This window comes from Thalassovita litoralis (assembly GCF_900182725.1).
In the GTDB taxonomy this organism is placed as follows: domain Bacteria; phylum Pseudomonadota; class Alphaproteobacteria; order Rhodobacterales; family Rhodobacteraceae; genus Thalassobius; species Thalassobius litoralis.
The window spans coordinates 17,879-41,043 of record NZ_FXTO01000003.1; the positions used below are offsets into that span (position 1 = coordinate 17,879).

At 60.0% G+C, this 23,165-nt stretch carries 21 protein-coding genes and 1 riboswitch; of the genes, 5 read left to right on the forward strand and 16 right to left on the reverse strand.

Translation table 11 applies throughout. The annotated features are described in order from the left end of the window. The first annotated feature begins 62 nt into the window (after positions 1-62). Positions 63-971 (forward strand): DMT family transporter, encoded by a 909-nt coding sequence (locus tag FN828_RS03800; RefSeq protein WP_235891392.1) that lies wholly within the window; start codon positions 63-65, stop codon positions 969-971. On the opposite strand, the gene folP is transcribed toward FN828_RS03800, so the two are convergent. The 7 genes from folP to FN828_RS03835 form a co-directional block, all read right to left on the reverse strand. Continuing rightward, positions 961-1,974, reverse strand: coding sequence for a dihydropteroate synthase (folP, locus tag FN828_RS03805; protein ID WP_142492071.1), 1,014 nt, complete (start codon positions 1,972-1,974; stop codon positions 961-963). The genes FN828_RS03800 and folP overlap by 11 nt on opposite strands. Before the next feature lie 28 nt (positions 1,975-2,002). Further along, on the reverse strand, positions 2,003-2,923 hold the full coding sequence (locus tag FN828_RS03810) for a dihydroneopterin aldolase (RefSeq protein WP_142492072.1): 921 nt from the start codon (positions 2,921-2,923) through the stop codon (positions 2,003-2,005). A gap of 128 nt (positions 2,924-3,051) precedes the next feature. Then, positions 3,052-3,669, reverse strand: coding sequence for a cell wall hydrolase (locus FN828_RS03815; RefSeq protein ID WP_142492073.1), 618 nt, complete (start codon positions 3,667-3,669; stop codon positions 3,052-3,054). Between the two features lie 172 nt (positions 3,670-3,841). Then, positions 3,842-6,409, reverse strand: coding sequence for a pyruvate, phosphate dikinase (ppdK, locus tag FN828_RS03820; RefSeq protein ID WP_185958933.1), 2,568 nt, complete (start codon positions 6,407-6,409; stop codon positions 3,842-3,844). A gap of 137 nt (positions 6,410-6,546) precedes the next feature. Next, positions 6,547-8,772, reverse strand: a complete 2,226-nt coding sequence (gene glyS / locus FN828_RS03825; protein ID WP_142492074.1) for a glycine--tRNA ligase subunit beta — start codon at positions 8,770-8,772, stop codon at positions 6,547-6,549. Position 8,773: 1 nt separating this feature from the next. Further along, positions 8,774-9,301 (reverse strand): DUF6446 family protein, encoded by a 528-nt coding sequence (locus tag FN828_RS03830; protein ID WP_185958920.1) that lies wholly within the window; start codon positions 9,299-9,301, stop codon positions 8,774-8,776. After that, complete coding sequence (locus FN828_RS03835) at positions 9,298-10,230, reverse strand: glycine--tRNA ligase subunit alpha (RefSeq protein ID WP_142492075.1); 933 nt, start codon at positions 10,228-10,230, stop codon at positions 9,298-9,300. Before FN828_RS03835 ends, FN828_RS03830 begins: the two co-directional genes overlap by 4 nt. A gap of 176 nt (positions 10,231-10,406) precedes the next feature. Between FN828_RS03835 and FN828_RS03840 the strand changes: the two genes are divergently transcribed. Continuing rightward, on the forward strand, positions 10,407-12,182 hold the full coding sequence (locus tag FN828_RS03840) for a serine protease (RefSeq protein WP_142492076.1): 1,776 nt from the start codon (positions 10,407-10,409) through the stop codon (positions 12,180-12,182). Between the two features lie 103 nt (positions 12,183-12,285). Here the strand turns inward: FN828_RS03840 and FN828_RS03845 are convergent, their stop codons facing one another. The 5 genes from FN828_RS03845 to metZ all read right to left on the reverse strand — a co-directional run bounded on the left by FN828_RS03845 (position 12,286) and on the right by metZ (position 17,200). Then, positions 12,286-13,734: a TrkH family potassium uptake protein gene (locus FN828_RS03845; protein WP_142492077.1), complete on the reverse strand. Its 1,449-nt coding sequence runs from the start codon at positions 13,732-13,734 to the stop codon at positions 12,286-12,288. A gap of 127 nt (positions 13,735-13,861) precedes the next feature. Next, positions 13,862-14,089 (reverse strand): DUF1127 domain-containing protein, encoded by a 228-nt coding sequence (locus FN828_RS03850; RefSeq protein ID WP_142492078.1) that lies wholly within the window; start codon positions 14,087-14,089, stop codon positions 13,862-13,864. A gap of 126 nt (positions 14,090-14,215) precedes the next feature. Beyond that, the gene (locus tag FN828_RS03855; RefSeq protein WP_142492079.1) at positions 14,216-14,557 is read right to left on the reverse strand and encodes a hypothetical protein; all 342 of its coding nucleotides are present in this window, start codon (positions 14,555-14,557) and stop codon (positions 14,216-14,218) included. Positions 14,558-14,774: 217 nt separating this feature from the next. After that, positions 14,775-15,878: a GTP cyclohydrolase FolE2 gene (folE2, locus tag FN828_RS03860; protein WP_142492080.1), complete on the reverse strand. Its 1,104-nt coding sequence runs from the start codon at positions 15,876-15,878 to the stop codon at positions 14,775-14,777. 140 nt (positions 15,879-16,018) lie between these two features. Next, complete coding sequence (gene metZ, locus FN828_RS03865) at positions 16,019-17,200, reverse strand: O-succinylhomoserine sulfhydrylase (RefSeq protein ID WP_142492081.1); 1,182 nt, start codon at positions 17,198-17,200, stop codon at positions 16,019-16,021. A gap of 60 nt (positions 17,201-17,260) precedes the next feature. After that, positions 17,261-17,337: riboswitch (SAM riboswitch) on the reverse strand. 234 nt (positions 17,338-17,571) lie between these two features. Between metZ and FN828_RS03870 the strand changes: the two genes are divergently transcribed. Then, positions 17,572-18,387, forward strand: a complete 816-nt coding sequence (locus FN828_RS03870; RefSeq protein ID WP_185958921.1) for a DUF726 domain-containing protein — start codon at positions 17,572-17,574, stop codon at positions 18,385-18,387. A gap of 27 nt (positions 18,388-18,414) precedes the next feature. Continuing rightward, positions 18,415-19,122 carry a glutathione S-transferase family protein gene (locus tag FN828_RS03875; RefSeq protein ID WP_142492083.1) on the forward strand — a complete coding sequence of 236 codons (708 nt, stop codon included), beginning with the start codon at positions 18,415-18,417 and terminating at the stop codon, positions 19,120-19,122. Positions 19,123-19,319: 197 nt separating this feature from the next. Here the strand turns inward: FN828_RS03875 and FN828_RS03880 are convergent, their stop codons facing one another. The 3 genes from FN828_RS03880 to FN828_RS03890 are packed head-to-tail and all read right to left on the reverse strand — an operon-like array spanning position 19,320 to position 21,279. After that, positions 19,320-19,928, reverse strand: coding sequence for an inner membrane-spanning protein YciB (locus FN828_RS03880; RefSeq protein WP_142492084.1), 609 nt, complete (start codon positions 19,926-19,928; stop codon positions 19,320-19,322). A gap of 11 nt (positions 19,929-19,939) precedes the next feature. Further along, positions 19,940-20,842, reverse strand: a complete 903-nt coding sequence (locus tag FN828_RS03885) for an EamA family transporter (RefSeq protein WP_142492085.1) — start codon at positions 20,840-20,842, stop codon at positions 19,940-19,942. After that, positions 20,839-21,279 carry a hypothetical protein gene (locus FN828_RS03890; RefSeq protein WP_142492086.1) on the reverse strand — a complete coding sequence of 147 codons (441 nt, stop codon included), beginning with the start codon at positions 21,277-21,279 and terminating at the stop codon, positions 20,839-20,841. The genes FN828_RS03885 and FN828_RS03890 overlap by 4 nt, the downstream gene beginning before the upstream one ends. 322 nt (positions 21,280-21,601) lie before the next feature. Here FN828_RS03890 and FN828_RS03895 point away from each other — a divergent pair, with 322 nt between their 5' ends. Next, a complete protein-coding gene (locus tag FN828_RS03895; protein WP_142492087.1) occupies positions 21,602-22,024 on the forward strand; it encodes a PACE efflux transporter in 423 nt (140 codons plus the stop codon). Here FN828_RS03895 and ftsY read toward each other — a convergent pair. Further along, positions 22,021-23,136, reverse strand: a complete 1,116-nt coding sequence (ftsY, locus tag FN828_RS03900; RefSeq protein ID WP_142492088.1) for a signal recognition particle-docking protein FtsY — start codon at positions 23,134-23,136, stop codon at positions 22,021-22,023. The genes FN828_RS03895 and ftsY overlap by 4 nt on opposite strands. Positions 23,137-23,165 lie beyond the last annotated feature (29 nt).

A 23,165-nucleotide genomic window follows, 5' to 3' on the forward strand; every position in this document is an offset into this window, starting at 1 on the left:
ATAGCTTGCGCCTAGTCAGAACGCCCGGCCCGATGGTCGGGCGTTTTGATCAGAGGACACAGATGGACACGCAGATCACACGGGCCAGTTGGCTGATGGTTGGCATTCTGGGGCTGACATGGGGCGGGACGTTTCTGTTGATCGAACTGGCCCTGCGGGGGATTACCCCGCTGTGGCTAGCCTCTGGGCGGATCGGGTTTGGCACGGTGTCGCTGTTGGCCGTCTGGGCGCTGCGGGGCGGCAAGCTGTGGCAAAGCGAAACGCGGGACTGGCCGGTGTTGATCATCATCGGTGGGCTGAGTTCGGCAATCCCATTCATGTTGCTAAGCTGGGGCCAGCAATTCGTGACCAGCGGCTTTGCCGGGGTCAGCATGGCCGCCGTGGCCCTGATCGTACTGCCACTGGCGCATTTTTTCGTCCCCGGAGAGCGGATGACCCTGCGCCGGACCCTGGGGTTTGTGATCGGATTTGCCGGGGTGGTGCTGCTGATCGGCGGACAAGCCTTCGCCAGCACCGGGGCGGCGTGGGAAATTCCGGGGCGGATCGCCTGTTTGGGGGCAGCCGCCTGTTATGCCAGCAGTTCGGTACTGATGCGCCGCCTGCCGCCGGTGGACCCGGTGGGGCTGGCCACGATCGTGATGGTGATCGGCTCGGCGCTGGTGATCCCAATGGCGCTGGTCGTCGAAGGGCCACCCCCGGCGGTGTCGCTGCAAACGCTGGGCATTCTGGCCTTTCTGGGATTGGTCCCCACAGCGGCGGCAAACCTGATCCGGGTGCTGGTGATCCGCAGCGCCGGGCCGGTGTTCATGAGCCTGACCAATTATCAGGTGCCGGTTTGGTCCGTGGTGTTGGGGTCCGTGGTATTGGCGGAACCCCTGCCCCCCAGCCTGATCTGGGCGCTGGCATTGATCCTAAGCGGTGTGGCGCTTAGCCAATATGGCGCGTTGCGGCGGCTGTTTTTCAGCCGCTGACACAGCCATCCGACACCGCCCGCCACAGGCTAAGCGCCGAGCGGGTTTCAGCCACGTCATGCACCCGCAGGATTTGCACGCCTTCCATTACCGCATGAAGCGCCACGGACACCGATCCCGCCGCGCGGTCGCGCGGGTCCGGCGCGTTGCCGATGGTGCCAATAAACCGCTTGCGCGATACCCCCAGAAGGATGCCGCAGCCCAAGGCGTGAAATAGCGAAATACGGTTCAGCAACAACAGGTTATGTTCCAGCGTTTTGCCAAATCCGATACCGGGATCAATCACGATCTGGTCACGCGTCAAGCCCAGACTTTCGGCATGGGCGACGCGTTCTTCCAGAAAATCATACACATCCAGCAGCACGTTATCATAGCGCGGGGCCAGATGCATGACCTGCGGTTCGCCCTGTGTGTGCATCAACATCACCGGGATATGGTGGCGGGCGCAATAATCGGCCAAGGCAGGATCAAAGGTGAAACCAGACACGTCATTGACGATATTCGCCCCCGCCGCGATGGCAGCCTGCGCCACCGGGGCCTTGCGCGTATCGACAGAGATCGGCACAGCCATTTCGCTGCGGATGCGGCGGATCACCGGGGCAATCCGGGCCTGTTCTTCCTCGACCGGAACCCATGCCGCACCGGGGCGGGTGGATTCCCCGCCCACATCAATCAGATCTGCCCCTTGTTCCACCATATGACGAGCGTGGTCCAAGGCCTGATCCGGGGCATCATGCGCCCCGCCGTCGGAAAAGCTGTCTGGGGTGACATTCAGGATTCCCATTACCGTAGGGCGATCCAGCGGCACACCGGCCATTGGGGCGCGGGGGGCGGTCAGACGATCCAGTATATCCTGCGGGGCATCCTGTGCTGAAATCAGACGGGTGCCGGTGCGGGTGATTTCCTCGATCCGGTCAAACCACGCCCAGCCCCCGGCCAACGTGAGCGCCCCATCGGGACGGCACGGATCAATCTGGGTGATCGGGCGATAATAGCGTTTCATGGCATTCTCCGGCAGGAATGCCCGATGGTTACAGCATCTTGACGTCAACCGCCACTGCCCGCAGCGGCAGGGTATCGTCCTTAGGCAGGTCTTCTCCGATGATCAGCACGTCAGCGGCCTGCATTTCGCGGGCAAACCACAGCACCACCCCCAGCGCCTGACGCGGGTGGGCCGAAGGCCCATCAACCGCATCCAGCACGATTTTGGACGGTGCCCAAACGCTGATCTGATCGTTTTTCATCGACCAATCCAGTTCCGTGCGGGTGTTCACCACCACACAACGCCTGTCGCGCCCCGCCAGCACCCATGCGTTTTGCTCAATCGCCAACAGGTCAATCCGCCGTTGCGCCATCGGGTTGCAGGCCTGCGGGGCCGCCTGATCGGGTGCCCCAACGCACAGGATGGTTGGGCGGTGTTCCTGTTCCAACTGGTCAATCCAATGCGACAGCAGCGGCGATTGCACCGCAGCATTGGACAGATACACGACCTGCGGATGCGGCTTATCTTCGGCGGGGGCATGGGGATGCACGTCTTTGCGAGCACGCACGATTTCCACCCCCAGCGCACCGGGACCACGATCCAGCTTTTCGATCCGCACGAAAACCCGCATGGCCTGCGGTTCGGCCAGAATACGTTCGGCAACCCGTTCAGCCAGCGTTTCCAACAGGTTCAGCCGTTCGGCGGCCAGTTCATGCGCGATGGCTTCGGTCACACGGTCATAAGACAGGATACGATCCACATCGTCATCGACGGGTCCGGTCAGGGGGCGCACCTCGACCACGATGTTGAACTGGATGCGTTGGGTTGTGCCGCGTTCCTTCTGGAAGGCACCGATTTCCACCTCGACCACATGATCGCGCAGGGAAATCCGATCCAGCGGCCCCTCGCCTGCCGTCCCTTCGGCCCGTTCAGACGGATGGGCAAAGGCCCATTTAAGTTCCTGTGACATTGGTCGCCCCTTCCGCGCCTGACGCCGGGCGCTGCGTATCCGTTTGCACCCAATTTAATGGGATTGGCAACCGGGCAACAGGCGCGATACGCCTGAATCCCGGCCAAAACCGGCATATGCGGCGGGCGTCAGTTTTGTGACAGCTCGGTTTGTGGCCGATAGAAGTGATGCACCCCGATCGTGGCTGTCCGCGAAAACTTGCGCGACCATTTCGGACGCACGGCCTTGGTGTGGTAATACGTGGCCCCATCGGTCAGGTTGCGCGGCGCGCCGGACAGGATCAGCTTGGCCACCTTGGCCACCCGCTCAAAGGCCCGAGGTTCGCCAATCACTTCGGCGTGACCATCACAGGTATAGGTGAACTGGCACTGATATTTCCGACCCGTCCCCTGATTGATCACACCACAAACAGTATCGGGAAACCGGGGGCTTTCGACGCGGTTCATGATCACTTCGGCCACGGCAAATTGGCCTTTGACGCTTTCACCACGGGCTTCGAAATACAGGGCTTCGGCCAGACAGCGCCATTCCTCGCCGCCCTTTGCCTTGGGAAGTCCCGCCAGCCATTCGCGCGAATAGCTGATTTGTTCAAGCTTGCCCGAGGGGCGTAGCAGTTTGCTTAACCGGGTGGCAGATTGCCCAAATAACCCGCGTTGTTCCTGCTTCAGCACTTGGTCCATCGGGGTGTCGGCAACAGCCGGGACCACCGTCGAAAGGGCCAGAATACAGGCCAGAAGGATACGCATTTTTTCAGTCTCCGAACCACGGAAGCGTCCAAAAACGCTGCCACAGCACCCGGCGCATAGAGAAAAAATCGCGTTTCGTCCACCCAAGGCGGGAAAAATCGGCCAGTTTGCGCCAGTTCGGGGCGGGTTAACGCCCCCAGAAAACTGGAACAAACCGTTTTATTTCAATGCGCTAACCCGAAATATAGCCCAACTTATCCCGAACAGCCAATTGCGCTGCCGCCAACCGTGCAACCGGCACCCGGAAGGGCGAACAGGACACATAACTGAACCCGGCCTCGCGGCAAAAAGCGATTGATTCGGGGTTCCCGCCGTGTTCGCCACAGATAGACAAAGTCAAGTTCGGATGCGCTTCGCGACCACGTGCGGCACCGATGCTCAGCAACTCGCCCACGCCTTCGGTGTCCAGCATGTGAAACGGGTCTTCAGGGTAAACGCCCTGCTGCACATAGGCCGACATGAACCGCCCCGCATCATCGCGCGACAAGCCATAGGTCATCTGCGTTAGATCGTTCGTTCCGAAAGACAGGAATTCGCAATGGGTGGCAATTTCCCCCGCCCGCAAGGCCGCACGCGGCGTTTCCACCATGACCCCCAGACGATAGGCGAACTTCACCCCGGTTTCATTGCGCACCGCCACGGCCACGGCATCAACGCGGGTTTTCACCAGTTCCACCTCGCGCTTGGCCGATACCAGCGGGATCATGATTTCCGGCACCACCGGATCACCATCGCGGCTGGCTTCGATCGTAGCCTCGAAAATCGCGCGGGCCTGCATTTCATAGATTTCCGGCACGGTGATCCCCAGCCGCACGCCGCGCATCCCCAACATGGGGTTATATTCGCTCAGCGCCTCGACCCGGCGGGTCACGTCGGACAGGGGCAGATCCAGCGCCTCGGCCAGTTCGCGGTGTCCGGCGCGGTCGCTGGGCAGGAATTCGTGCAAGGGCGGATCAAACAGGCGGATACAAACGGGTTGCCCCTGCATGATACGGAACAGTTCCGCGAAATCCGCCCGTTGCATCGGCAACAGACGGTCCAGCGCGGCACGACGGTCCTGACTGTCATCGGCAAAGATCATTTCCCGCATCACGGTCAGGCGATCCGCCTCGAAGAACATATGTTCGGTCCGGCACAGGCCAATCCCCTGCGCCCCGAAATTGCGGGCAGTGGTGGCATCCGCCGGGGTGTCGGCATTCGCCCGCACCCCGATATCGCGATATTCATCTGCCCAGCCCATCAAGGTCTGAAAGGCATCGTCCTGCGCGGCTTCCAGCATCGGGGCTTCGCCCGCCAACACTTCGCCATTGGTGCCGTCGATGGTGATCACATCCCCGGCGCGGAATTCGCGCCCGTCCGGGGTTTCCAGCGTCTTGCGCCGGGTGTGGAACGTCAAGGACGACGCCCCCACCACACAGGGCAACCCCATGCCGCGCCCGATCACGGCGGCGTGGCTGGTCATACCGCCCCGTTCCGTCAACACCGCCACGGCGGCGTGCATCCCGCGAATGTCTTCGGGGCTGGTTTCCCGGCGCACCAGAACGCAGGCTTCGCCCCGTGCGGCGCTGGCCTGTGCTTCGGCCGCCGAAAACACGATCCGCCCCGAGGCCGCCCCCGGACTGGCCGCAATCCCCCGCGCCAGCCGGTCGCGCCGGGCGTCCGGGTCCACCTGACGGTGTAGCAATTCGTTCATGGCCCGCGGTTCAATGCGCAGCAACGCCTCTTCCTTGGGGATGATCCCATCCTCGGCCAGGCTGATCGCAATACGCACCGCAGCGCGGGCGGTACGGGCCACGCGCACACCGTCCAGAATATGCACCCGCCCGTTTTCAATGGTAAATTCGGCCTGCATTTCCTCGCGCAGGCGTTGGCGCATCATTCCTGTATGGCGGATCAGGTCATCGAACGCATCAGGGGCCAGTTCCTGCAAGGACGGCCCGCGCGGATCGCGTTCCAAAAACAACGCCCCTGCCCCCACAGACAGCGCATCGCGCCCCTGTGATTGCGACAGATACCGCCCGGTGATTTGCGGCTCTCCGGTTTTGGAGTGCACAAGCTGGATCACGCCCGAACCGCATTCCCCCTGCCCCATTCCCAGCGCCATTTCCTGCACCACCAGCCCCAGCCCGGCATCCGCAGGCGCGCCCTTGGCCTGCCGCAGCAGCCGCGCCGTGGTGCCTTCCCATGCGCGGGCCATAGATCGCAACACCTCGGCCAGTTGCACGGCAGGGTCTTGGGGGAATTCCTCTTCGGTTTCATCTTCGTAGGCGCGTAATACCTCGGACAGCCCTTCGGGACCATCCAGCGCCACATCGTCGAACATATCCGGGTCCAGCCGCGCCACATGGATGGCATAGGCCTGCACGAACCGCAGATACATGGCCGCCGCAGCCTCGGCCCCCAGTTGGTCGCACAGATCAACATACATCGCATCGTTCATGCCGATATTCAGCACCGCCCCCGGCCCGCCCCAATCCGGGTCTTCCGAGGACGGGCGCACGCATAAAAGCGGTGCATCGCCAAAGGGTTCCAACAACGCAGGGATATTCGGCATGTCCCCCGCAGCAATCCGATGTACCGCGTCAAAGCTAAGCGCCACAGTTTTCGGCACCGGCAAATCCAGCCGCACCAGACGTTGCAGGCATTTCGCCCGCCCGCCATGCGTGGACGCCGTCATCGGGGCCGAAGGGGTAATCAGGGTGATGTGTGGATCGTTTTGCTGCACTGCGGCACCTTTCATCAATGGCCGCAGAATACGCCCCATCCGGGACAAGGCAAGCCCGCGCCGGGAAATTTCCGCACGCGGGCTTTCATCTTGCAAAAAATACTCTGGGGTTTTCGGGCAAGGAGACAACGCCCCCTGCCCTTTCCCCGGTCTTAGCCTTCGATCCGGTTCAGATCGGCCACCGACAGGCAAATCACGCGGATGCGCGACAGCAGGTTCAGACGGTTGCGCCGCACCACCTGATTGTCGGAATTGACCTGCACCGCCGTAAAGAACGCATCAATCGGGGCACGCAGCGATGCCATCGCAGACATGGCGGCCTCGAAATCTTCGGCCTGCATGGCAGGGGCAATCTGCGCTTCCGCGCTGTCCAGCGCGGCGAACAGGGCTTTTTCCTCGTCCGTTTCCGCGAATTTGACATCCGCGCCAAAGGAATATTCCACCCCATCCTTTTCTTCGGCCTGCGTCAGGATGTTGTTGGCGCGTTTGAACCCTTGCAACAGGTTTTCACCGTCATCGGTGGTCAGGAACCCGCCCAAGGCACGGGCACGTTTGACCAGCAGGGTCAGATCGTCATTGCCGGGCATGGACAGGCACGCGTCAATCACGTCATGGCGCATCCCCTGATCCCGCAGGTAAACTTTGAGCCGGTCGTGGAAGAAAGCCAGCAAATCGGCGCTGATGTCCGGCACGGGGGCGGCCACCTCTTGCACCTTCGCCTGTGCATCGGGGGCCAGCTTGGCCAGCACGGTTTCCAGCGCCGCACCGAACACACCATGATCGGCGATTTCATCCAGCATGTCGTTCAGGGCAGCCAAATCCGCGCCATCGGCATCGGATTGGGTGATGTGGTGCTTCAACAACTGGCTGTCGATGAAACGATCCAGATTGACGCGCATATCCCCGGTCAGAACGATACGGATCACCCCCAGCGCAGCACGGCGCAGGGCGAACGGGTCTTTGGACCCGGTGGGTTTTTCATCAATCGCCCAGAATCCGGTCAGCGTATCCAGCTTATCCGCCAGTGCCACGATAGAGGACACGTCCTCGGACGGGACATCGTCAGACGGCCCCAACGGTGCGTAATGCTGCTGACAGGCATTTGCCACAGCCTGCGGCAGGCCCGCCGCTTCGGCGTAATAGCGCCCCATCAAGCCCTGCAATTCAGGGAATTCATACACCATTTCAGACGACAAATCAGCCTTGGCCACCTGTGCCGCCTGCTGCGCCAGATCAGGGTCCACCGACAGCACCGGCGCGATTTCACGCGACAACGCCGCAATGCGGGCAATCCGCGCCGCCTGTGTTCCCAGCTTATTGTGGAAGGTCACGTTCGACAGGCGTTCGGTCCATTCCGACATCCCGGCCTTGGCCACCCGCAGATCGTTTTCCCAGAAGAATTTCGCATCCGACAGACGCGCCGACAGCACCTTTTGGTTGCCCGCCAGAATGGTTTTGCCGTGATCCACGGTTTCGCGGTTCGCCACGGTGATAAACCGTTCGATGCGTCCGGTTTTCGGGTTTTTCACGCTGAAAAACTTCTGGTGTTCCTTCATCGAGGTTTGCAGCACCTCGGGCGGAAGGGACAGGAAATCAGCGCCAATTTCGCCCATCAGCACAACAGGCCATTCCACCAGACCGGCCACTTCGGCCAGCAGGCCGCGATCTTCGACGACCTCCAGACCGCTGGCAAAGGCCATGTTGGTCGCGTCCTGCCAGATGGCATTGGCGCGTTCTTCGGCGGACAGGATCACATGGTCGCGCTTCAGCTTGGCCGCGTAATCATCAAAGCCCGAAACCGCAAACCGCCCCGACCCCATGAAACGGTGGCCCTGCGTGGTGTTGCCGGATGTGATCCCGTCCACATCCATCGGCACCACTTCGGCCCCGGCTTCGTCGCTCAGGATGCACAGGATCGAATGCAGCGGACGCACCCAGCGCAGACTGCCCGCGCCCCAGCGCATAGATTTGGGCCACGGGAAATTGCGAATGGCATCTTCCAGCACCTCGGCCACGATCTCGGCGGCGGGGCGGCCCGGCTTTTCGATCACGGCAAAGAAAACGCGGCCTTTCTTTTCGTCGCGTTCTTCCAACTGGTCACGGGTCAGCCCCGCACCGCGCAGGAAGCCTTCGATGGCTTTTTCCGGCGCATCCACACGCGGGCCTTTGCGTTCTTCGCGCAAAGTGGGGCTTTCGGCCAGCAGCCCTTCGATGGTCAGCGCCAGACGACGGGGCGTGGAAAAGGCCGCCGCCCCCGCATAGGTCAGCCCGGCATTCACCAGACCATCGGTCACACGTTTTTTCAGGTCGTCCGCCGCACGCGCCTGCATACGGGCCGGGATTTCCTCGGAGAAGAGTTCAATCAGCAAATCGGGCATATCAGTAGCCTTTCGGCGGAGTTGGGCAATCGGCAGGGGCAGGTTCACCGTTGAACACGACCTCTCCGCAATGGTTGATCTGGTTCCAGACATAGCCGCGTCCGTCGTCCATCACAGCGACGATGCGATCAATGCCATAGTGAAAATTGGCCTGCCCAAGGAAAGCCAGCGCCGTACCGTTTTCCAGTGCGCGGCCCAGTTCCTTGGCGTCGAAACAATCGAACCAGCCCGGCGCAACCAGCGGGTCGGCCTTGGCATAGGATTGGAAGGTTTCGGTCAACATGGCCTGACTGTGGTTCGTGGTGAAACAGGCCCGATACCGGATGGGCGAGCTGTCAGAATCAATGGCCTGAAAATTATCATAGATAATCGGCTCGGGCTGGCCCGACGCCAGCGATGTCATCTGGACATCATCCGTACCGTTGGCCACCACTTCATCATAATAGGCGTAAACCTGAAGCCAATACATTGCCGCACCTGCGGCCAAGGCAGTAAACACGATAAAACCCGCCAGTATTTTCCCAATCATTCCGCTGCCCAGCCCCCGGCTTCGGTCTGCACAAAGGCGTCAGCGCATTTTTTCGCCAAGGCCCGCACACGACCGATATACGCCTGTCGTTCCGTGACCGAGATCACCCCCCGCGCATCCAGCAGGTTGAACAGGTGGGACGCCTTGATGCACTGATCATAGGCCGGGTGCGCCATCACGATACGCTTGCCGGTTTTGGGATCGTCGTAATCCTGCGACAGGATTGCTTCGCATTCGGCCTCGGCCTCCTCGAAATGCTTTAGAAGCATGTCGGTATTGGCCACATCGAAATTCCAACGCGAATATTCCTGTTCGGTCTGGCGGAACACATCGCCATATTTCAGCGCAATCGGCGCATCCGGGTTGTTGAACGGCATATCCATCACATGATCAACACCCAGCACATACATCGCCAGACGTTCCAGACCATAGGTCAGTTCCCCCGAAACCGGGTGGCAATCATGCCCGCCGACCTGTTGGAAATAGGTGAATTGCGACACTTCCATGCCATCGCACCAGACTTCCCAGCCCAGCCCCCACGCGCCCAGCGTGGGCGATTCCCAATCGTCCTCGACAAACCGAATGTCGTGCAGGTCCATGTCGATGCCAATCGCCTGAAGCGAACCAAGATACAGGTCTTGCAGGTTCGGCGGCGATGGTTTGATCAGCACCTGATACTGGTAATAATGCTGCAAACGGTTCGGGTTTTCGCCATAGCGCCCATCGGTCGGGCGGCGCGACGGTTGCACATAGGCCGCCGCCCACGGGCGCGATCCCAAAGACCGCAGCGTTGTGGCCGGGTGAAAGGTGCCTGCGCCCACTTCCATGTCATAGGGTTGCATCACGGCGCAGCCCTTTTCGGCCCAGTAATTCTGAAGTCTCAGGATGATTTCCTGAAAGCTGCGCGGTTTGGTGGTCGTCTGTGCCATCAGTCCTGCCCCTGTTGGCCTTTTCAGGCCCAAGAAAAAGTCCCGCCTTACCTACGTCCAAGGGCCAGCAGGGTCAATTGCGCCTTAGCGCATTATTTGGGTGCGTCTAACGTGCGATTTGATAAAACCGTTGAACAAAGAGGAAGAACAGAACAGGGCAAGGACCTTTTGACATTATGCTGAGATTAGTGACCGCCGCTCTATTTTTCGTGGTGATGGCCACCAAAAGTCTTTTTGCGCAAGACGATACCGTTTGGGTGCAGATCGAAGCCCAACCCACGCTGGCACAAGCGCTGGACCGGGCGCGCGACTATTCCGGGGATTTACAGGACGTGAACGGCTTTTCCGTGCGCGGTGGCTGGTACGCCATCGTGTTGGGGCCGTATCTGCGTGATGACGCCGAACAGGTGTTGCGCGTCTACCGCGCCGAGGGACGCATCCCCCGCGATAGCTTCATCGCCTATAGCGCCAATTTCGACAGCCAGTATTGGCCCGTCGGCAGCGCCGGGCTGACCGATCCGGCCACCGCTCCCGCCGATACCGTCGCGGGCGACGCAACCACCGACACCGCAACACCCCAGCCGGAACAGCAGCCCGAAGCGGTGGCCGAACCGGACATCCGCCAGCCGGACGAAACCCTGCGCGAAGCCCGCGCCAGCGAAGCCGCCCTGACCCGCGAGGAACGGATGGACCTGCAACGCCTGCTGCAATGGGCGGGGTTTTATAACGCGTCCATTGATGGTGCATTCGGGCGCGGAACGCGTGCATCTATGGCGGCATGGCAGGACGCCAACAACCACGAACCCACAGGCGTTCTGACCACCGGGCAGCGGGCCGAATTGTTGGCGCAGTATAATGCCATTCTGAACGGTCTGGACCTGCGCCGGGTCACGGATTCCCGTAGCGGGATTGACATGAAACTGCCGATGGGTGCCGTGAAATTCGACAGCTACGAAGCCCCCTTTGCGCATTACGCCGCCACTGGCAGCGTGCCGCACGCGCGGGTTTTGCTGATCTCGCAAGAGGGCGACCGCAACACGTTGTATGGCCTGTATGACATCATGCAAACGCTGGAAATCGTGCCGTTGAACGGGCCGCGCAAGCTGGATGGCGATTCCTTCACGCTGGTGGGTGAAAACGCGCAATTCGTTTCACATACCCAAGCCACGCTGAAAGACGGGCAAATCAAGGGCTTTACCCTGATCTGGCCAACTGGCGACGAAACCCGCCGCAGCCGCCTGCTGGGCGAAATGCAAGACAGCTTTGCCCGGATTGACGGGGTACTGGACCCCGCCGCAGGCAGCAATCTGGAACAGCGGGTCGATCTGGTATCGGGTCTGGACGTGCGGCAACCAAAACTGAACCGCTCGGGCTTTTATGTCGATGACAAAGGCACGGTCGTGACCACCGCCGATGCCGTGGCCGCCTGTTCGCGGATCACGCTGGATGGTGAAAACGACGCCCGCGTTCTGGGCAGCGATGCCGCGCTTGGCGTTGCAGTGCTGCGCCCGGTGCAGGCCTTGGCCCCGGCCACCGTGGCCCGGTTCCAGACCGCCGTGCCGCGCCTGCAATCGGAAATCGCGGTGGCGGGCTATTCCTTTGGCGGGGTGCTGGATGCACCGACGCTGACCTTTGGCACGCTGGCCGATTTACGCGGCTTGCAGGGACAGGAAAATCTGGACCGTCTGGCGCTGGCCGCAATGCCCGGTGATGCGGGCGGGCCGGTCTTTGATACCGGCGGCGAGGTGCTGGGCATGTTGCTGCCCCGCGTCGATGGCGCCCAGAAACTGCCCGAAGATGTCAGTTTTGCGCTGGATGGGACTGAAATTCGCAAGCTGCTGGCCAGCCTGAATATCACCCCCAGCGAAATCGGCCAGATCACCAACATGCCCCCCGAGGACATGACGATCCGCGCCGCGGGCATGACGGTTCTGGTAAGCTGCTGGGAATGATCGCCCCCGCCCCGGCGGGAACTGAAAAGCACGAAAGGCGCGGTTCGCTACCGCGCCTTTTTCTTTGTCCGCTTTCTTGGTCTGCGCCCTTGGCCCGACCAGATCAGGCCCGCCAGAAATTCACCGTCAGGATCGCGTAAACCACCAGCAATTCCAGCCGCCCGATCAGCATCCCCAGCGACAAAAGCCATTTGGCCGTATCATTCAGCCCGCTGAAATTCCCAGCCGGGCCAATCTGATCCCCCAGCCCCGGCCCGATATTCGCCAGCGCCGCCGCCGCGCCGGAAACCGCAGTGATGAAATCCAGCCCTGTCATTCCCAGCGCCACGGACAACACGCCCAGCGTCACGATAAAGAACACAAAAAACGACATGACAGAATTCAGAACATCATCGTCGATCTTACGGCCTTCGTAGCGGGGGACAAAAATCCCGTGCGGCGATTGCGTCTTGCGCAGTTGCGACCGGATCGACGCGAACAGGATTTGATAGCGAAAGATTTTCACCGAACAGGCCGTCGATCCCGCGCAGCCCCCAATCAGCCCGATAAAGAAAAACAGCGCCACCAGAAAATGCCCCCAAGCCATGTAATCCACGCTGGCATAACCCGTGCCTGAAATGATCGAGGTGATGTTAAACAACGCCTCTCGGACCGCCTGTTCCCAGTGGTGCGGAAAGATCGAGGTCAGCACGACACTGGTGATCACCACCAAAACCGTGATCGTGATCAGGAACCCGTGAACCTGCTTGTCGCGCCACAGCGCCGTGCGGTGCCCGTTCACCATCTGCACGTACCGCACAAAAGGCAGCGCCGCCAGGATCATGAACAGCGACGCCACATATTCCAACGGCCCGGAAAACGCACCGAAAGACGCGTCATAGGTGGAAAACCCGCCGGTGGAAATGGTGGTCAGGGCGTGAACCGTGGCCTCGAACGCCTCCATCCCCAGCGCCATGTAGGCCAGCAAGCACACCAGCGTCAGCGCCACATAGATGACCGAGATTTGCGAGGCAATTTCAGTGGCACGGGGCAGGATTTTTCCCAATGTGTCGAAACTTTCAGACCGGAAAATCTGCATCCCGCCGACCCGTAATTCCGGCAGAAACACCATCGCCACCACGATGATCCCGATGCCGCCCAGCCATTGTAGAATGCCACGCCACAGCAACAGCCCCTTGGGCAAATCGTCCAGCCCGGAAAACACCGTAGCCCCGGTGGTTGTCAGCCCCGACATGGATTCGAACACGGCATCGACCAGTCGCGCCTCGGTCGCGCCGAAAACAAAGGGCAAGGCGCCGAAAAGCGGCAGCGCCACCCAGACGCCCGTGGTCAGCAAAAATGTCTGCTGGATGGTCAGATGATCCTGATTGCCATTCTGGCACGCCAGTGCAATCAGCCCCCCGGTGACAAAGGTAATCACCGCGCTTTCCATGAAAACGACCCATTCGCCCCGCCCTTCGGCCAGATCCACCATCATGGGGGGGATCATGGTCAGCCCAAGACAGGCCAGCAACAGGCCAACGACATATCCAACAGGACGAAGATCAAACATCTGCCGAGGCTTGTCTGTCCCCGTGTGAACTGTCAAGTCATCCAATCAAAACGCAAAAAGAAACCCGCGCCGGATTGGAACGGCGCGGGTTTTCTGGACCACGGATCACGCAGCAGCGGCGCGACGATCAGACGTAGAACAGATCACGGAAAACGTAGCGCGGAATGTCGTCACGGGTCAGGCCCATCTTTGCCAGTTCCTCGTCCGATTTCGCATTCAGTGCGTGAACCTGATCAGCACGCGAGCGATATTCCGTATAGGCATTGATGCCCTGCCCGATGCTGGTAAAGAATGCGTCCACACGCGCGCGCAGACCTTTTTTCGCGAAGATGATGTTCGTTGCCGATGCAGCCATTTTGGAAACCTCTGGGCTTAGCGTTGGTTCCTTCCCTGCTTTTGAAAATAGGTCAGTCCCGTTGACTTTACCAATGCGGATTCGACATGCCCGACCTGCATTTGCTGCATTGCAGCATAAGCGCCCTTATTGGATCGGCTTCTGATCCGGCATCGTGGGGGGCGTCGCAGGTTCGCGGTAGCGTTTTTCCTCTGGCTCGGGCGGCGCAACATCTGCCTTGGCGGTCGTGGTTTTCGACACGGTCGCTTTTGCCGCCCGCGCCTTGGCCGATGTCGCTGCTGCGCGGGGCTTTGCTGCGGGTTTCGGGGTTTCCGCCTGTTGCGCAGCATCATGGGTCAGCGCCACAGGGTTTGCCGTTGCGGCCACATGGGTGAACAGCTTTAGCGCATTCATCTGCGTTTCCCATGTAAAGATGGCCATGCGAAACATCGAAATCGACAACTTATAGGGATTCAAGACGTGGATCATCTGGCATTCCTTTCGTTTGTATCCGCGCCCAGCCTGACGAAAGAACGTAACCATTCCACGACAGCAGACGCGGGAAACATCCTGCCACTGCCCCGCATATGTACCGAATCTTTCTGTAACGCCGCGGGCAGCGCCCCCTGCCCCCGCACGCAAAACAGGCACCCCTGACAAAATTCGCCGGTGGCCTGCATAATTTCGCGTCAAAATTGACCTATGGTCAGCCTACATGGAACAGCGTGGTAAACAGGCGCGGGTCGATGCTTTCGCTGGCAAACGTATCGCCTTCGACCAGAATACTGACAGCATCATGGCTGTGCAGGCTTTCCTGATGGCTGGCAACCACGCGGAAATCACCCACGCGCGGATCATTTTGCAACTGCGCACAAAACAGCCGCGCCGCATCTTCGACAAAGATCGGATTGGCCGCGTTCAATTCAGCGAACGCCTGTTCATCTTCGCGTTTGACCATCACCTGCGTTTCGGTCGGCACAGCCGCGCGAGCCATATCAATCACGTCTTCAAACCACAGACAGTCACCGCCCGGCGCTGACACCAGCGAAATCCGCGCAACGGATCGCTGCGAATGCGGCGTCGCCAATTGCCCCCGCGTCATCCGGGCGTGTTCGCTCAGTTCCAGCGAACAGGGGCAGGTTGACGAATAGACATAATCCAGATGCACGATCTTTTTACGCTGACCGGCGCTTTCCACCAGTTCCAGCGCAATGTCGTAATATTGATAGCCCATCAACCCAGACCGCAGGCTTTCCACCTTGGCCGGATAGGAAAACCGCATCTGAATCCGGGCGTCGAAACTTTCCAGATCGGATTTGTAATCCTCCAGCGCCGCCTCGATCACCTCGAAGCTAAAGGTCTTTTCGGCGTGTTTATAAAAGGACCGCATGATCCGGGACATGTTAATGCCCTTTTTTTCCGCCTCCAGACTGACGGTGCCGGTCACGCTGGTTTCCAGCGTTAAATCGCCATCATTGCGGGTATGGAACCGGACCGGCAGGCGGAAATTGGAAATCCCCACATGCTGAATTTGCCGTTTCGCGCCCTTGATCAGGCTGGCAGGCCCGTTTTGCAGATCGGGCAATCCGGCCTTATAGGCGGCATCGACAGTGAAATCCTGCGGATATTCGCGCGACAAATCGGGATAGTCAGGCGCATTGGTCCCGCGCAACAGCCGCGCCAGCGCCGGGTCCAGCGCCGCCAGTTCCTCGGACGAGGCCCCCCCCGCCCATTCGCGCAACCGCGCCAAGGCCTGCACGGCGTCATCACGACTATAGGCGCGGTCGATTTCCGGCGTATGAACAGTCATGGTGAACCTTTCTTAGCTGCGTCCTGAACCCATAACTTAGGGGCTGTTGTCCGCGTTTCCAATTCCGAATGAACAGAACAAGGAAACGACAGACAACCGATCAGCCCCCGGTTATTGCGGTCAGTTATTCCGGCAACGGCCTAGGCTTGTTCCAGCGCCGCCAAAAGATCCGCCACCAGATCGGCGGCATCCTCCAGCCCGACCGAAAAACGGATCAGCCCCGGCGTAATCCCCAGTTCCACTTTCTGCTCGGCAGGCAAGCGTTGGTGGGTCGTGGTGGCCGGATGGGTCGCAATGGATTTGGCATCGCCCAGATTGTTGGAAATCACCGCGATTTCCAGCGCATTCAGGAACCGGAACGCCGCCTCTTGCCCGCCTTTGATGTCAAAGGACACGACCGTGCCGCCCATCCCGGCCATGTCAGCCGCCAGCGCGTGCTGTGCATGGCTGGGGTGGCCCGGATAGATCACCCGCGCCAGTTTCGGATGGCCCTGCAACGCATCGGCAATCTTCAGCGCGCTTTCCGCCTGCGCCCGCACGCGCAAATCAATGGTTTCCAACCCCTTCAGCATAATCCACGCGGTAAAGGGGCTCATCGCGGCGCCGGTATGTTTCATATAGGGTTCAACAGTGCCGCGAATGAATTCCCGCGTCCCAAGGATCACACCGCCCAAGGCACGCCCCTGCCCGTCAATATGTTTGGTGGCTGAATAGATCACCACATCCACGCCCTGTTCAATCGCCTTGGAAAACACCGGGGTGGAAAACACATTATCCACCACCACCAACGCGCCAACGGCATGGGCGATTTCAGCGACTGCGGGGATATCAATAACCTCCAGCGTCGGGTTCGAGATCGATTCAAAGAACACCAGCTTGGTATCGGCCCGCACCGCCGCGCGCCACGCGTCCAGATCGACACCGTCCACCAACGTCACCTCGACCCCGAACCGGGCCAGAATGTCCTCAAGGATATACAGGCTTGACCCGAACAAGGACCGCGCGGCGACCACATGATCGCCCGCCTTCAGCATCGACACCAACGCCCCGTTGACCGCCGCCATACCGCTGGCCGTGGCAAAGGCATCTTCGGCCCCTTCCAACAGCGCAATGCGGTCTTCGAACATCGCCACGGTCGGATTGCCATAACGGGCATAGATAAATTCATCCGGGCCGGTTTTCAGAAACCGTGCCTCGGCCTGTTCGGCGGTGTCGTAAACGAACCCCTGCGTCAGGAAAATCGCTTCGCTCACCTCGTTATACTGCGAGCGGCGCACCCCGCCATGCACCAGCTTGGTCCGTTTGTTCCAGTCTTTGCTCATCTGTCATTCCTCCGGCCCTGACGGCCAATAAAAAAGCCCCGAACGCGGCCAAGCGAAAGGGGCTCTCTCATCCTGACCTTTTAGCGGGATGTTTAACGTGGCCCGCAATCCGGTAACAAATCGCCACGCCCGACCTCTACGCCCCTGCACTGCACAGGTCAACTGTCACGTAGCTGTAACAGCGTTTTCACGCCTGTTTTGCAGGCTTGCCCTACCACAAGGACAGAACGATGCAGAGGGTCAGGGGAATGACGCTGCTACGGATCAATGCAACAAAACACGGGCTGGAACGGCATAACAGCACGGCACCGCTGTTGCCCTGCCTGCGCCAACACTTGCAGCGGCAACCGCCAACGAGGCCTGTTGTAATCATGACCCACGGATTTCGTTTTGCGCCGGGGGCCGGGGCGGATTGCCCGCATAACCATATCCTGTCCCTGAATAAGCACCCCATTCACCCCAAGGCGCTTAGCTGGCCCTGTGCCTTGGGGCTGACCACAGATAGCGCTGCACCGGGGCTGGGCATTGCCTTTGGCTGGCCTGCACTGGGATCACTGTGGCAGGCCCATACACAGGCCAAACAGGCGGGGATGATGCTGGCCGCGCTTATCACGCAAATCCACGCGCTAACCCCGCAGCGGCCCATTCACCTGATGGGGCATTCTTTGGGCGCACGCGTGATCCTGACCGCCCTGCCCCATGCACCAACCGGCAGCGTTCACCGCCTGTTGTTACTGGCCCCGGCCGAATACCAAAGCACGACGCGCGCCGCACTGACCAGCCCCGCCGGGCGTCAGGCCGAAGCGTTCATGATCACCAGCGGGGAAAATGCCCTTTTTGATGTTGCGCTGGAACGGCTGATTGCCCCGCCTTGCGCCAAAGACCGGGTTATCGGGCTGTCGGCCCCGGACCTGCCGAACCTGACCACATTGCGACTGGATTGCCCCGCAACATTGGCAGCACTCGCCAAGTGCGACCTGCGGATCGCGCCGCGCCAGAAAGGGATCTGCCATTGGTCTGTCTACCTGCGTCCCGGCGTTTTCGACCTTTATCGCGCCCTGCTGTGGCATCCACAGCATCCCACATTGGCGGCGCTGCGGCTGCCCGTGAAATCCCACAGCCCCGCATTCCGGCCACGCGTCCCCGCATTCCAGCCCTTGTCTTTGTTCAGAAAAGCCCCATCATGACGCTCCCAACCCAAAGGGACGCGAGACATGACAAACCCCATCGACCTATATTACTGGCCCACGCCGAATGGCTGGAAAATCTCTATTGCGCTGGAAGAAATGGGCCTGCCCTACACCCTGCATCTGGTGAATATCGGGAAGGGCGAACAATTCGACCCCGAGTTTCTGAAACTATCCCCCAATAACCGTATGCCCGCGATCATGGACCCGGACGGGCCGGACGGCGCACCGATTTCCATCTTTGAATCCGGCGCGATCCTGCAATATCTGGCCCGCAAGACCGGCCAGTTCTATGGCGAAACCGAACGCGACCGAATTGCCGTGGACCAATGGCTGATGTGGCAAATGGGCGGCGTCGGCCCGATGGCCGGTCAGGCGCATCATTTCCTGAAATACGCCCCGGCGATGGAACCCCCGCAAGACCTGCCCTATGCCAAGGATCGTTATCGCAACGAAGTGTCCCGCCTGTATCGCGTGATGGATACGCAATTGGGCAAAACCCGCTATATCGCGGGCGACTTCTACTCGATCGCCGATATGGCGCTGTGGGGTTGGGTGTCTTTGTGGGAAGGCCAGCAACAAACGCTGGACGACAAGCCCAACCTGAAACGCTGGCTGGATGAACTCTCGGCCCGTCCCGCAGTACAAAAAGGCCGTGCGCTATCTGCCGACCAGCGCACACAGGGCGGGCAGGATAAAGAAGCCCAAAAGGTTCTGTTCGGTCAAAAAGGCTGATTGAACCGTCACGCGCCTCCGAAACGGTCAGGCGCGTGACACCGTTGTAAATGAGTATTTTTGGCAAGATGAAAGCAGTCGTTGCGCCCCAATAGCACGGAGGTGCCGCGCATTAACGTCAACGGCGGCGCGCAACGCTATGGCTCTTTCTTGGTAAAAATATCCAATTCCGACCCATCCGCCGAGCGCGCCACTGATCAGGTTTCAGGCGTATCTTCCCCGGTTCCGTATTTTTTGAACACCGACCCTTGGGTCAGGAAAAACAGGAAAATTGCCGCCGTCAGCCCGAAGGTTTTGAAATAGACCCAGGTTTCCGTGCTTTGCGTGCGCCAGATCGCTTCGTTCAAGACAGCCAGCCCAAAGAAGAACCCACACAGGCGGCGGGTCAGGATCATCCAACCGTCATGTGTCAGCGGCAAGGCCGCATCCATCACCGATTGCAGATAGCTTTCGCCGCGCAACAGGCCAAACCCCAGCGCCCCGCCGAACAGCACATAAATCAGCGTTGGTTTCATTTTAAAGAAACGGTCGTCGTTCAACCAGACCGACAAGCCGCCGAAAACCACCACCAGCACCAGTGTCACGACCTGCATCTTTGACAGATGGCCCGTCAGTTTCCACAACAGCCCGGTGGAAATCAGCATCAGCGGAATGAACCCGGCCGTGACCAGAATGAAGCCTTCGTAGTCGGCCCCGCCAATGGTGAACACCCGGTCCTTCAGCCAGACATAGGCGGCAAAGAACACCACCACCGGCCCCAGTTCCAGCGCCGTTTTCAGCATCGGGTTGATTTTCTGCTCTGCCATTTGGTTGCCTTTCAGCCTCCCATTTCCACAATCACCGCGCCCGCCGCGATCAGTGCCATCAGCACCAGACGGCGTGGCCCGACGGTTTCCTTCAGGAACACCCACCCGATCACCGCCGCGAACACGGTCGAGGTTTCCCGCAACACCGCCGCTTCGCCCACTTTGTCCAGCCGCGTTGCCATCATCACCGACCCGAAGCTGAAAAACGCGATCACCGCGCCCACAAAGCCCCGCATCAGCAGCGGCGGCAATTCGGGTCGGTCCCGCATGGACCGCCAGCGCAGCGCCGCCACAACCGGCATAGCAATTCCATCGAATAGAAAGAACCACGCCAAAAAGGTAAATGGGTCCGCCGTGGCCCGGATACCATAGGCGTCATAGGTCGTATAGAGCGCGGCAAAGCTGCCGGTGATCACCGCCAACCCCAGCGCAACCCCTAAAACTCCGCGATTTCCCTCTAGTTTCAGGTAGTTATACAGCGCCAACCCGAAAATCCCGCTGAGCAGCACGCCGACACCCAGCCATTGAATCAGGGTAAAGACCTCTCCGAACAGCAGATATGCGCCGATTACGGTGAAAAACGGCCCGGTGCCGCGTACCACTGGATAGACCACCGTATAAGACCCGCGCGAATAGGCCATCGCCTGCAACACTTTGTAGATCGTATGAACCACAAAGGCCCCGGCAAAGATCGGCCACATATGCGGTTCGGGAAATGGCACCACAAAGAATGCAAAGGGCGCGGCCATTGCACCATAAAAGAAATCAATCGCCCCGCGCGACATCCACGGATCATGCCGCCCTTTTTGGATCGCCCCAAAAATCGCGTGCAAAAAGGCCGCCAGCAGGGCCAGGCTTAACGCCAGTTGATGACCGGCCTCTGTGCCTTCCAGCCCAACCAGCCAGGCGCTCATATCATGCGCGGGTCCGCCATCCCCATCATGCTGGACAGATGCGCCCGCGCCCGTTCGGCCAGATCCACATCCCGCCCTTTCAGGGTACGCACACGTTCCCCGCCCACAGGGTTCATCGCGTAGGATTCGATCAATTCGGTTTCCAGACTGTCGATGACAAAGCTGTTGCGATACCCCGGACTGACACAAACATGCGCGACCTGCGGCACCGCATCTTCGACATGCGAATCCCAGATGATCCGCGCCAAGCCCACAACATCGGCCCCATCCGCCACGATACATTCAGCGCACAACACGCGTCCCTCGGGCCAATCGCGGAAATGGTTTTGCCCGTCAAAGTCGATCCGGGCACTTTCCAGCAGATCGTCCATCGCTTCGAACAGGGCATTATTGTCCCATTCGCTGCATGAATTCAGTGTCTCATGGATTTCCAGCATCCTGCCCGTCCGCGTCTTTCTTGTTGTGTGCCATCTGCGAATCCCCTGTGAAACAAGGGAAATTTCCGAATGGTCGGAAATTTGTGACTCGGGCGCGGTGGATTCACAAGCCGACTCTTGGGGATAAACGGGGGATAAGCACGGGGATAAACGGGGGAAATCCTGTGAGTCCCCAAAATGACCCGCAAAGCCAGTTATTCGCATTCTTGACCTTCCCCAGCCGCCCCCTATTTTAGCGCCAAGCGAGGACGACCTCCCCCGTGGCGATACAGACGCGGGCCACATGCGCGGGACGACCCGTAAATCACAAACGGGGTATCCGATGCGCAACACAGCGGACCGCATTCGTCATGCAATTTCATTTGAACTGATTGGGCTGGCCTTGGTCACGCCATTGGGCGCGTGGGTGTTTGACACGCCGATGCAGGATATTGGCATTGTGTCGCTGCTGAGCGCCATTGCTGCAACGCTGTGGAATTACATCTATAATCTGGGCTTTGACCGGGTTTTAATGCGCGTGCGGGGGGATGTCCGCAAAACGGTCCCCCTGCGCATTGCCCACGCGGTTTTATTCGAGGCCGGGCTGCTGCTGGTGCTGCTGCCGTTGTTCGCGTGGTATCTGGGAATTACCCTGCTACAGGCATTTCTGATGGATATGTCTTTTGCAGGGTTTTATCTGGTCTATGCCTTTGTCTTTAATTGGGCATATGACGTGATTTTTCCAATCCCGGTGAACGCCGGTTAATCCGCCCCCGTCAGCGCCCTTGCAAACTCTTCCGGGTCGAACGGGGCCAGATCGTCGATCTGTTCGCCTACCCCGATTGCATGGATCGGCAGCCCGAATTTATCCGCCAGTGCCACCAGAACGCCGCCCTTGGCGGTGCCGTCCAGCTTGGTCATCACCAGCCCGGACACATCCGCCAGCTTTTGAAAGGTTTCCACCTGCGACAGCGCATTTTGCCCCGTCGTGGCATCCAGCACTAACAGCGTGTTATGTGGCGCGGTTTCGTCCTTTTTGCGGATCACCCGGACGATTTTGGCCAGTTCTTCCATCAAATCCTTGCGGTTTTGCAAGCGGCCCGCCGTGTCGATCATCAGCAGATCGGCGCCGTCCGCCTCGGCCCGCACCATCGCGTCGTATGCCAAACTGGCAGGATCGGACCCTTCGGGAGCGGTCAGCACCGGCACACCCGCACGATCCCCCCAAACCTGAAGCTGCTCAACCGCCGCCGCGCGGAACGTATCCCCCGCCGCGATGACCACTGATTTTCCAGCGGCCTTGAACTGGCTGGCCAGCTTGCCGATGGTCGTGGTCTTGCCCGATCCATTGACCCCAACCACCAGCACCACCTGCGGTTTTTTGGGATAGATCGGCATCGGCTTTGCCACCGACCCCATGATCCGGGCGATTTCTGCGGCTAACAGATCCTTGATTTCCTCGGTCGACAGTTTTTTACCGAACCGCCCTTCGGCGATATTGGCCGTCACCCGCAGCGCCGTATCCACCCCCATATCCGAGGCAATCAGCAGTTCTTCCAACTGCTCCAGCATGTCGTCGTCCAATGTACGACGCACGACAGCTTTGGTTTCACGGCCCAGTAACCGCCCCAATAAACCGGGTTTCGCCGGGGCATCCGGGGACTCAACCGGGGGGGGCGTCGGTGTCGATACGGGCGCTTCCGCCGCCTGTGGTACGGAGGCAGGCGCAACCACCGGATCAGCCGCAGGCGCAACAGGCTCGGGCGCGGTGGTCGCCGCGTCTTCCTGACCACCATCTTCCACGATGGCATCCAGCCCTTCCTCCAATTTGGACGAAGACCGGGTCAAACGTTGTTTCAGCTTGCCGAAAAAAGACATGCAGCCCTCCGCAGGTGTTTCACACCACC

Coding starts and splice junctions, on each gene's coding strand:
- FN828_RS03800 (WP_235891392.1), top strand. CDS start 63: ATGGACACGCAGATCACACGGGCCAGTTGGCTGATGGTTGGCATTCTG.
- folP (WP_142492071.1), bottom strand. CDS start 1,974: ATGAAACGCTATTATCGCCCGATCACCCAGATTGATCCGTGCCGTCCC.
- FN828_RS03810 (WP_142492072.1), bottom strand. CDS start 2,923: ATGTCACAGGAACTTAAATGGGCCTTTGCCCATCCGTCTGAACGGGCC.
- FN828_RS03815 (WP_142492073.1), bottom strand. CDS start 3,669: ATGCGTATCCTTCTGGCCTGTATTCTGGCCCTTTCGACGGTGGTCCCG.
- ppdK (WP_185958933.1), bottom strand. CDS start 6,409: ATGAAAGGTGCCGCAGTGCAGCAAAACGATCCACACATCACCCTGATT.
- glyS (WP_142492074.1), bottom strand. CDS start 8,772: ATGCCCGATTTGCTGATTGAACTCTTCTCCGAGGAAATCCCGGCCCGT.
- FN828_RS03830 (WP_185958920.1), bottom strand. CDS start 9,301: ATGATTGGGAAAATACTGGCGGGTTTTATCGTGTTTACTGCCTTGGCC.
- FN828_RS03835 (WP_142492075.1), bottom strand. CDS start 10,230: ATGGCACAGACGACCACCAAACCGCGCAGCTTTCAGGAAATCATCCTG.
- FN828_RS03840 (WP_142492076.1), top strand. CDS start 10,407: ATGCTGAGATTAGTGACCGCCGCTCTATTTTTCGTGGTGATGGCCACC.
- FN828_RS03845 (WP_142492077.1), bottom strand. CDS start 13,734: ATGTTTGATCTTCGTCCTGTTGGATATGTCGTTGGCCTGTTGCTGGCC.
- FN828_RS03850 (WP_142492078.1), bottom strand. CDS start 14,089: ATGGCTGCATCGGCAACGAACATCATCTTCGCGAAAAAAGGTCTGCGC.
- FN828_RS03855 (WP_142492079.1), bottom strand. CDS start 14,557: ATGATCCACGTCTTGAATCCCTATAAGTTGTCGATTTCGATGTTTCGC.
- folE2 (WP_142492080.1), bottom strand. CDS start 15,878: ATGACTGTTCATACGCCGGAAATCGACCGCGCCTATAGTCGTGATGAC.
- metZ (WP_142492081.1), bottom strand. CDS start 17,200: ATGAGCAAAGACTGGAACAAACGGACCAAGCTGGTGCATGGCGGGGTG.
- FN828_RS03870 (WP_185958921.1), top strand. CDS start 17,572: ATGACCCACGGATTTCGTTTTGCGCCGGGGGCCGGGGCGGATTGCCCG.
- FN828_RS03875 (WP_142492083.1), top strand. CDS start 18,415: ATGACAAACCCCATCGACCTATATTACTGGCCCACGCCGAATGGCTGG.
- FN828_RS03880 (WP_142492084.1), bottom strand. CDS start 19,928: ATGGCAGAGCAGAAAATCAACCCGATGCTGAAAACGGCGCTGGAACTG.
- FN828_RS03885 (WP_142492085.1), bottom strand. CDS start 20,842: ATGAGCGCCTGGCTGGTTGGGCTGGAAGGCACAGAGGCCGGTCATCAA.
- FN828_RS03890 (WP_142492086.1), bottom strand. CDS start 21,279: ATGCTGGAAATCCATGAGACACTGAATTCATGCAGCGAATGGGACAAT.
- FN828_RS03895 (WP_142492087.1), top strand. CDS start 21,602: ATGCGCAACACAGCGGACCGCATTCGTCATGCAATTTCATTTGAACTG.
- ftsY (WP_142492088.1), bottom strand. CDS start 23,136: ATGTCTTTTTTCGGCAAGCTGAAACAACGTTTGACCCGGTCTTCGTCC.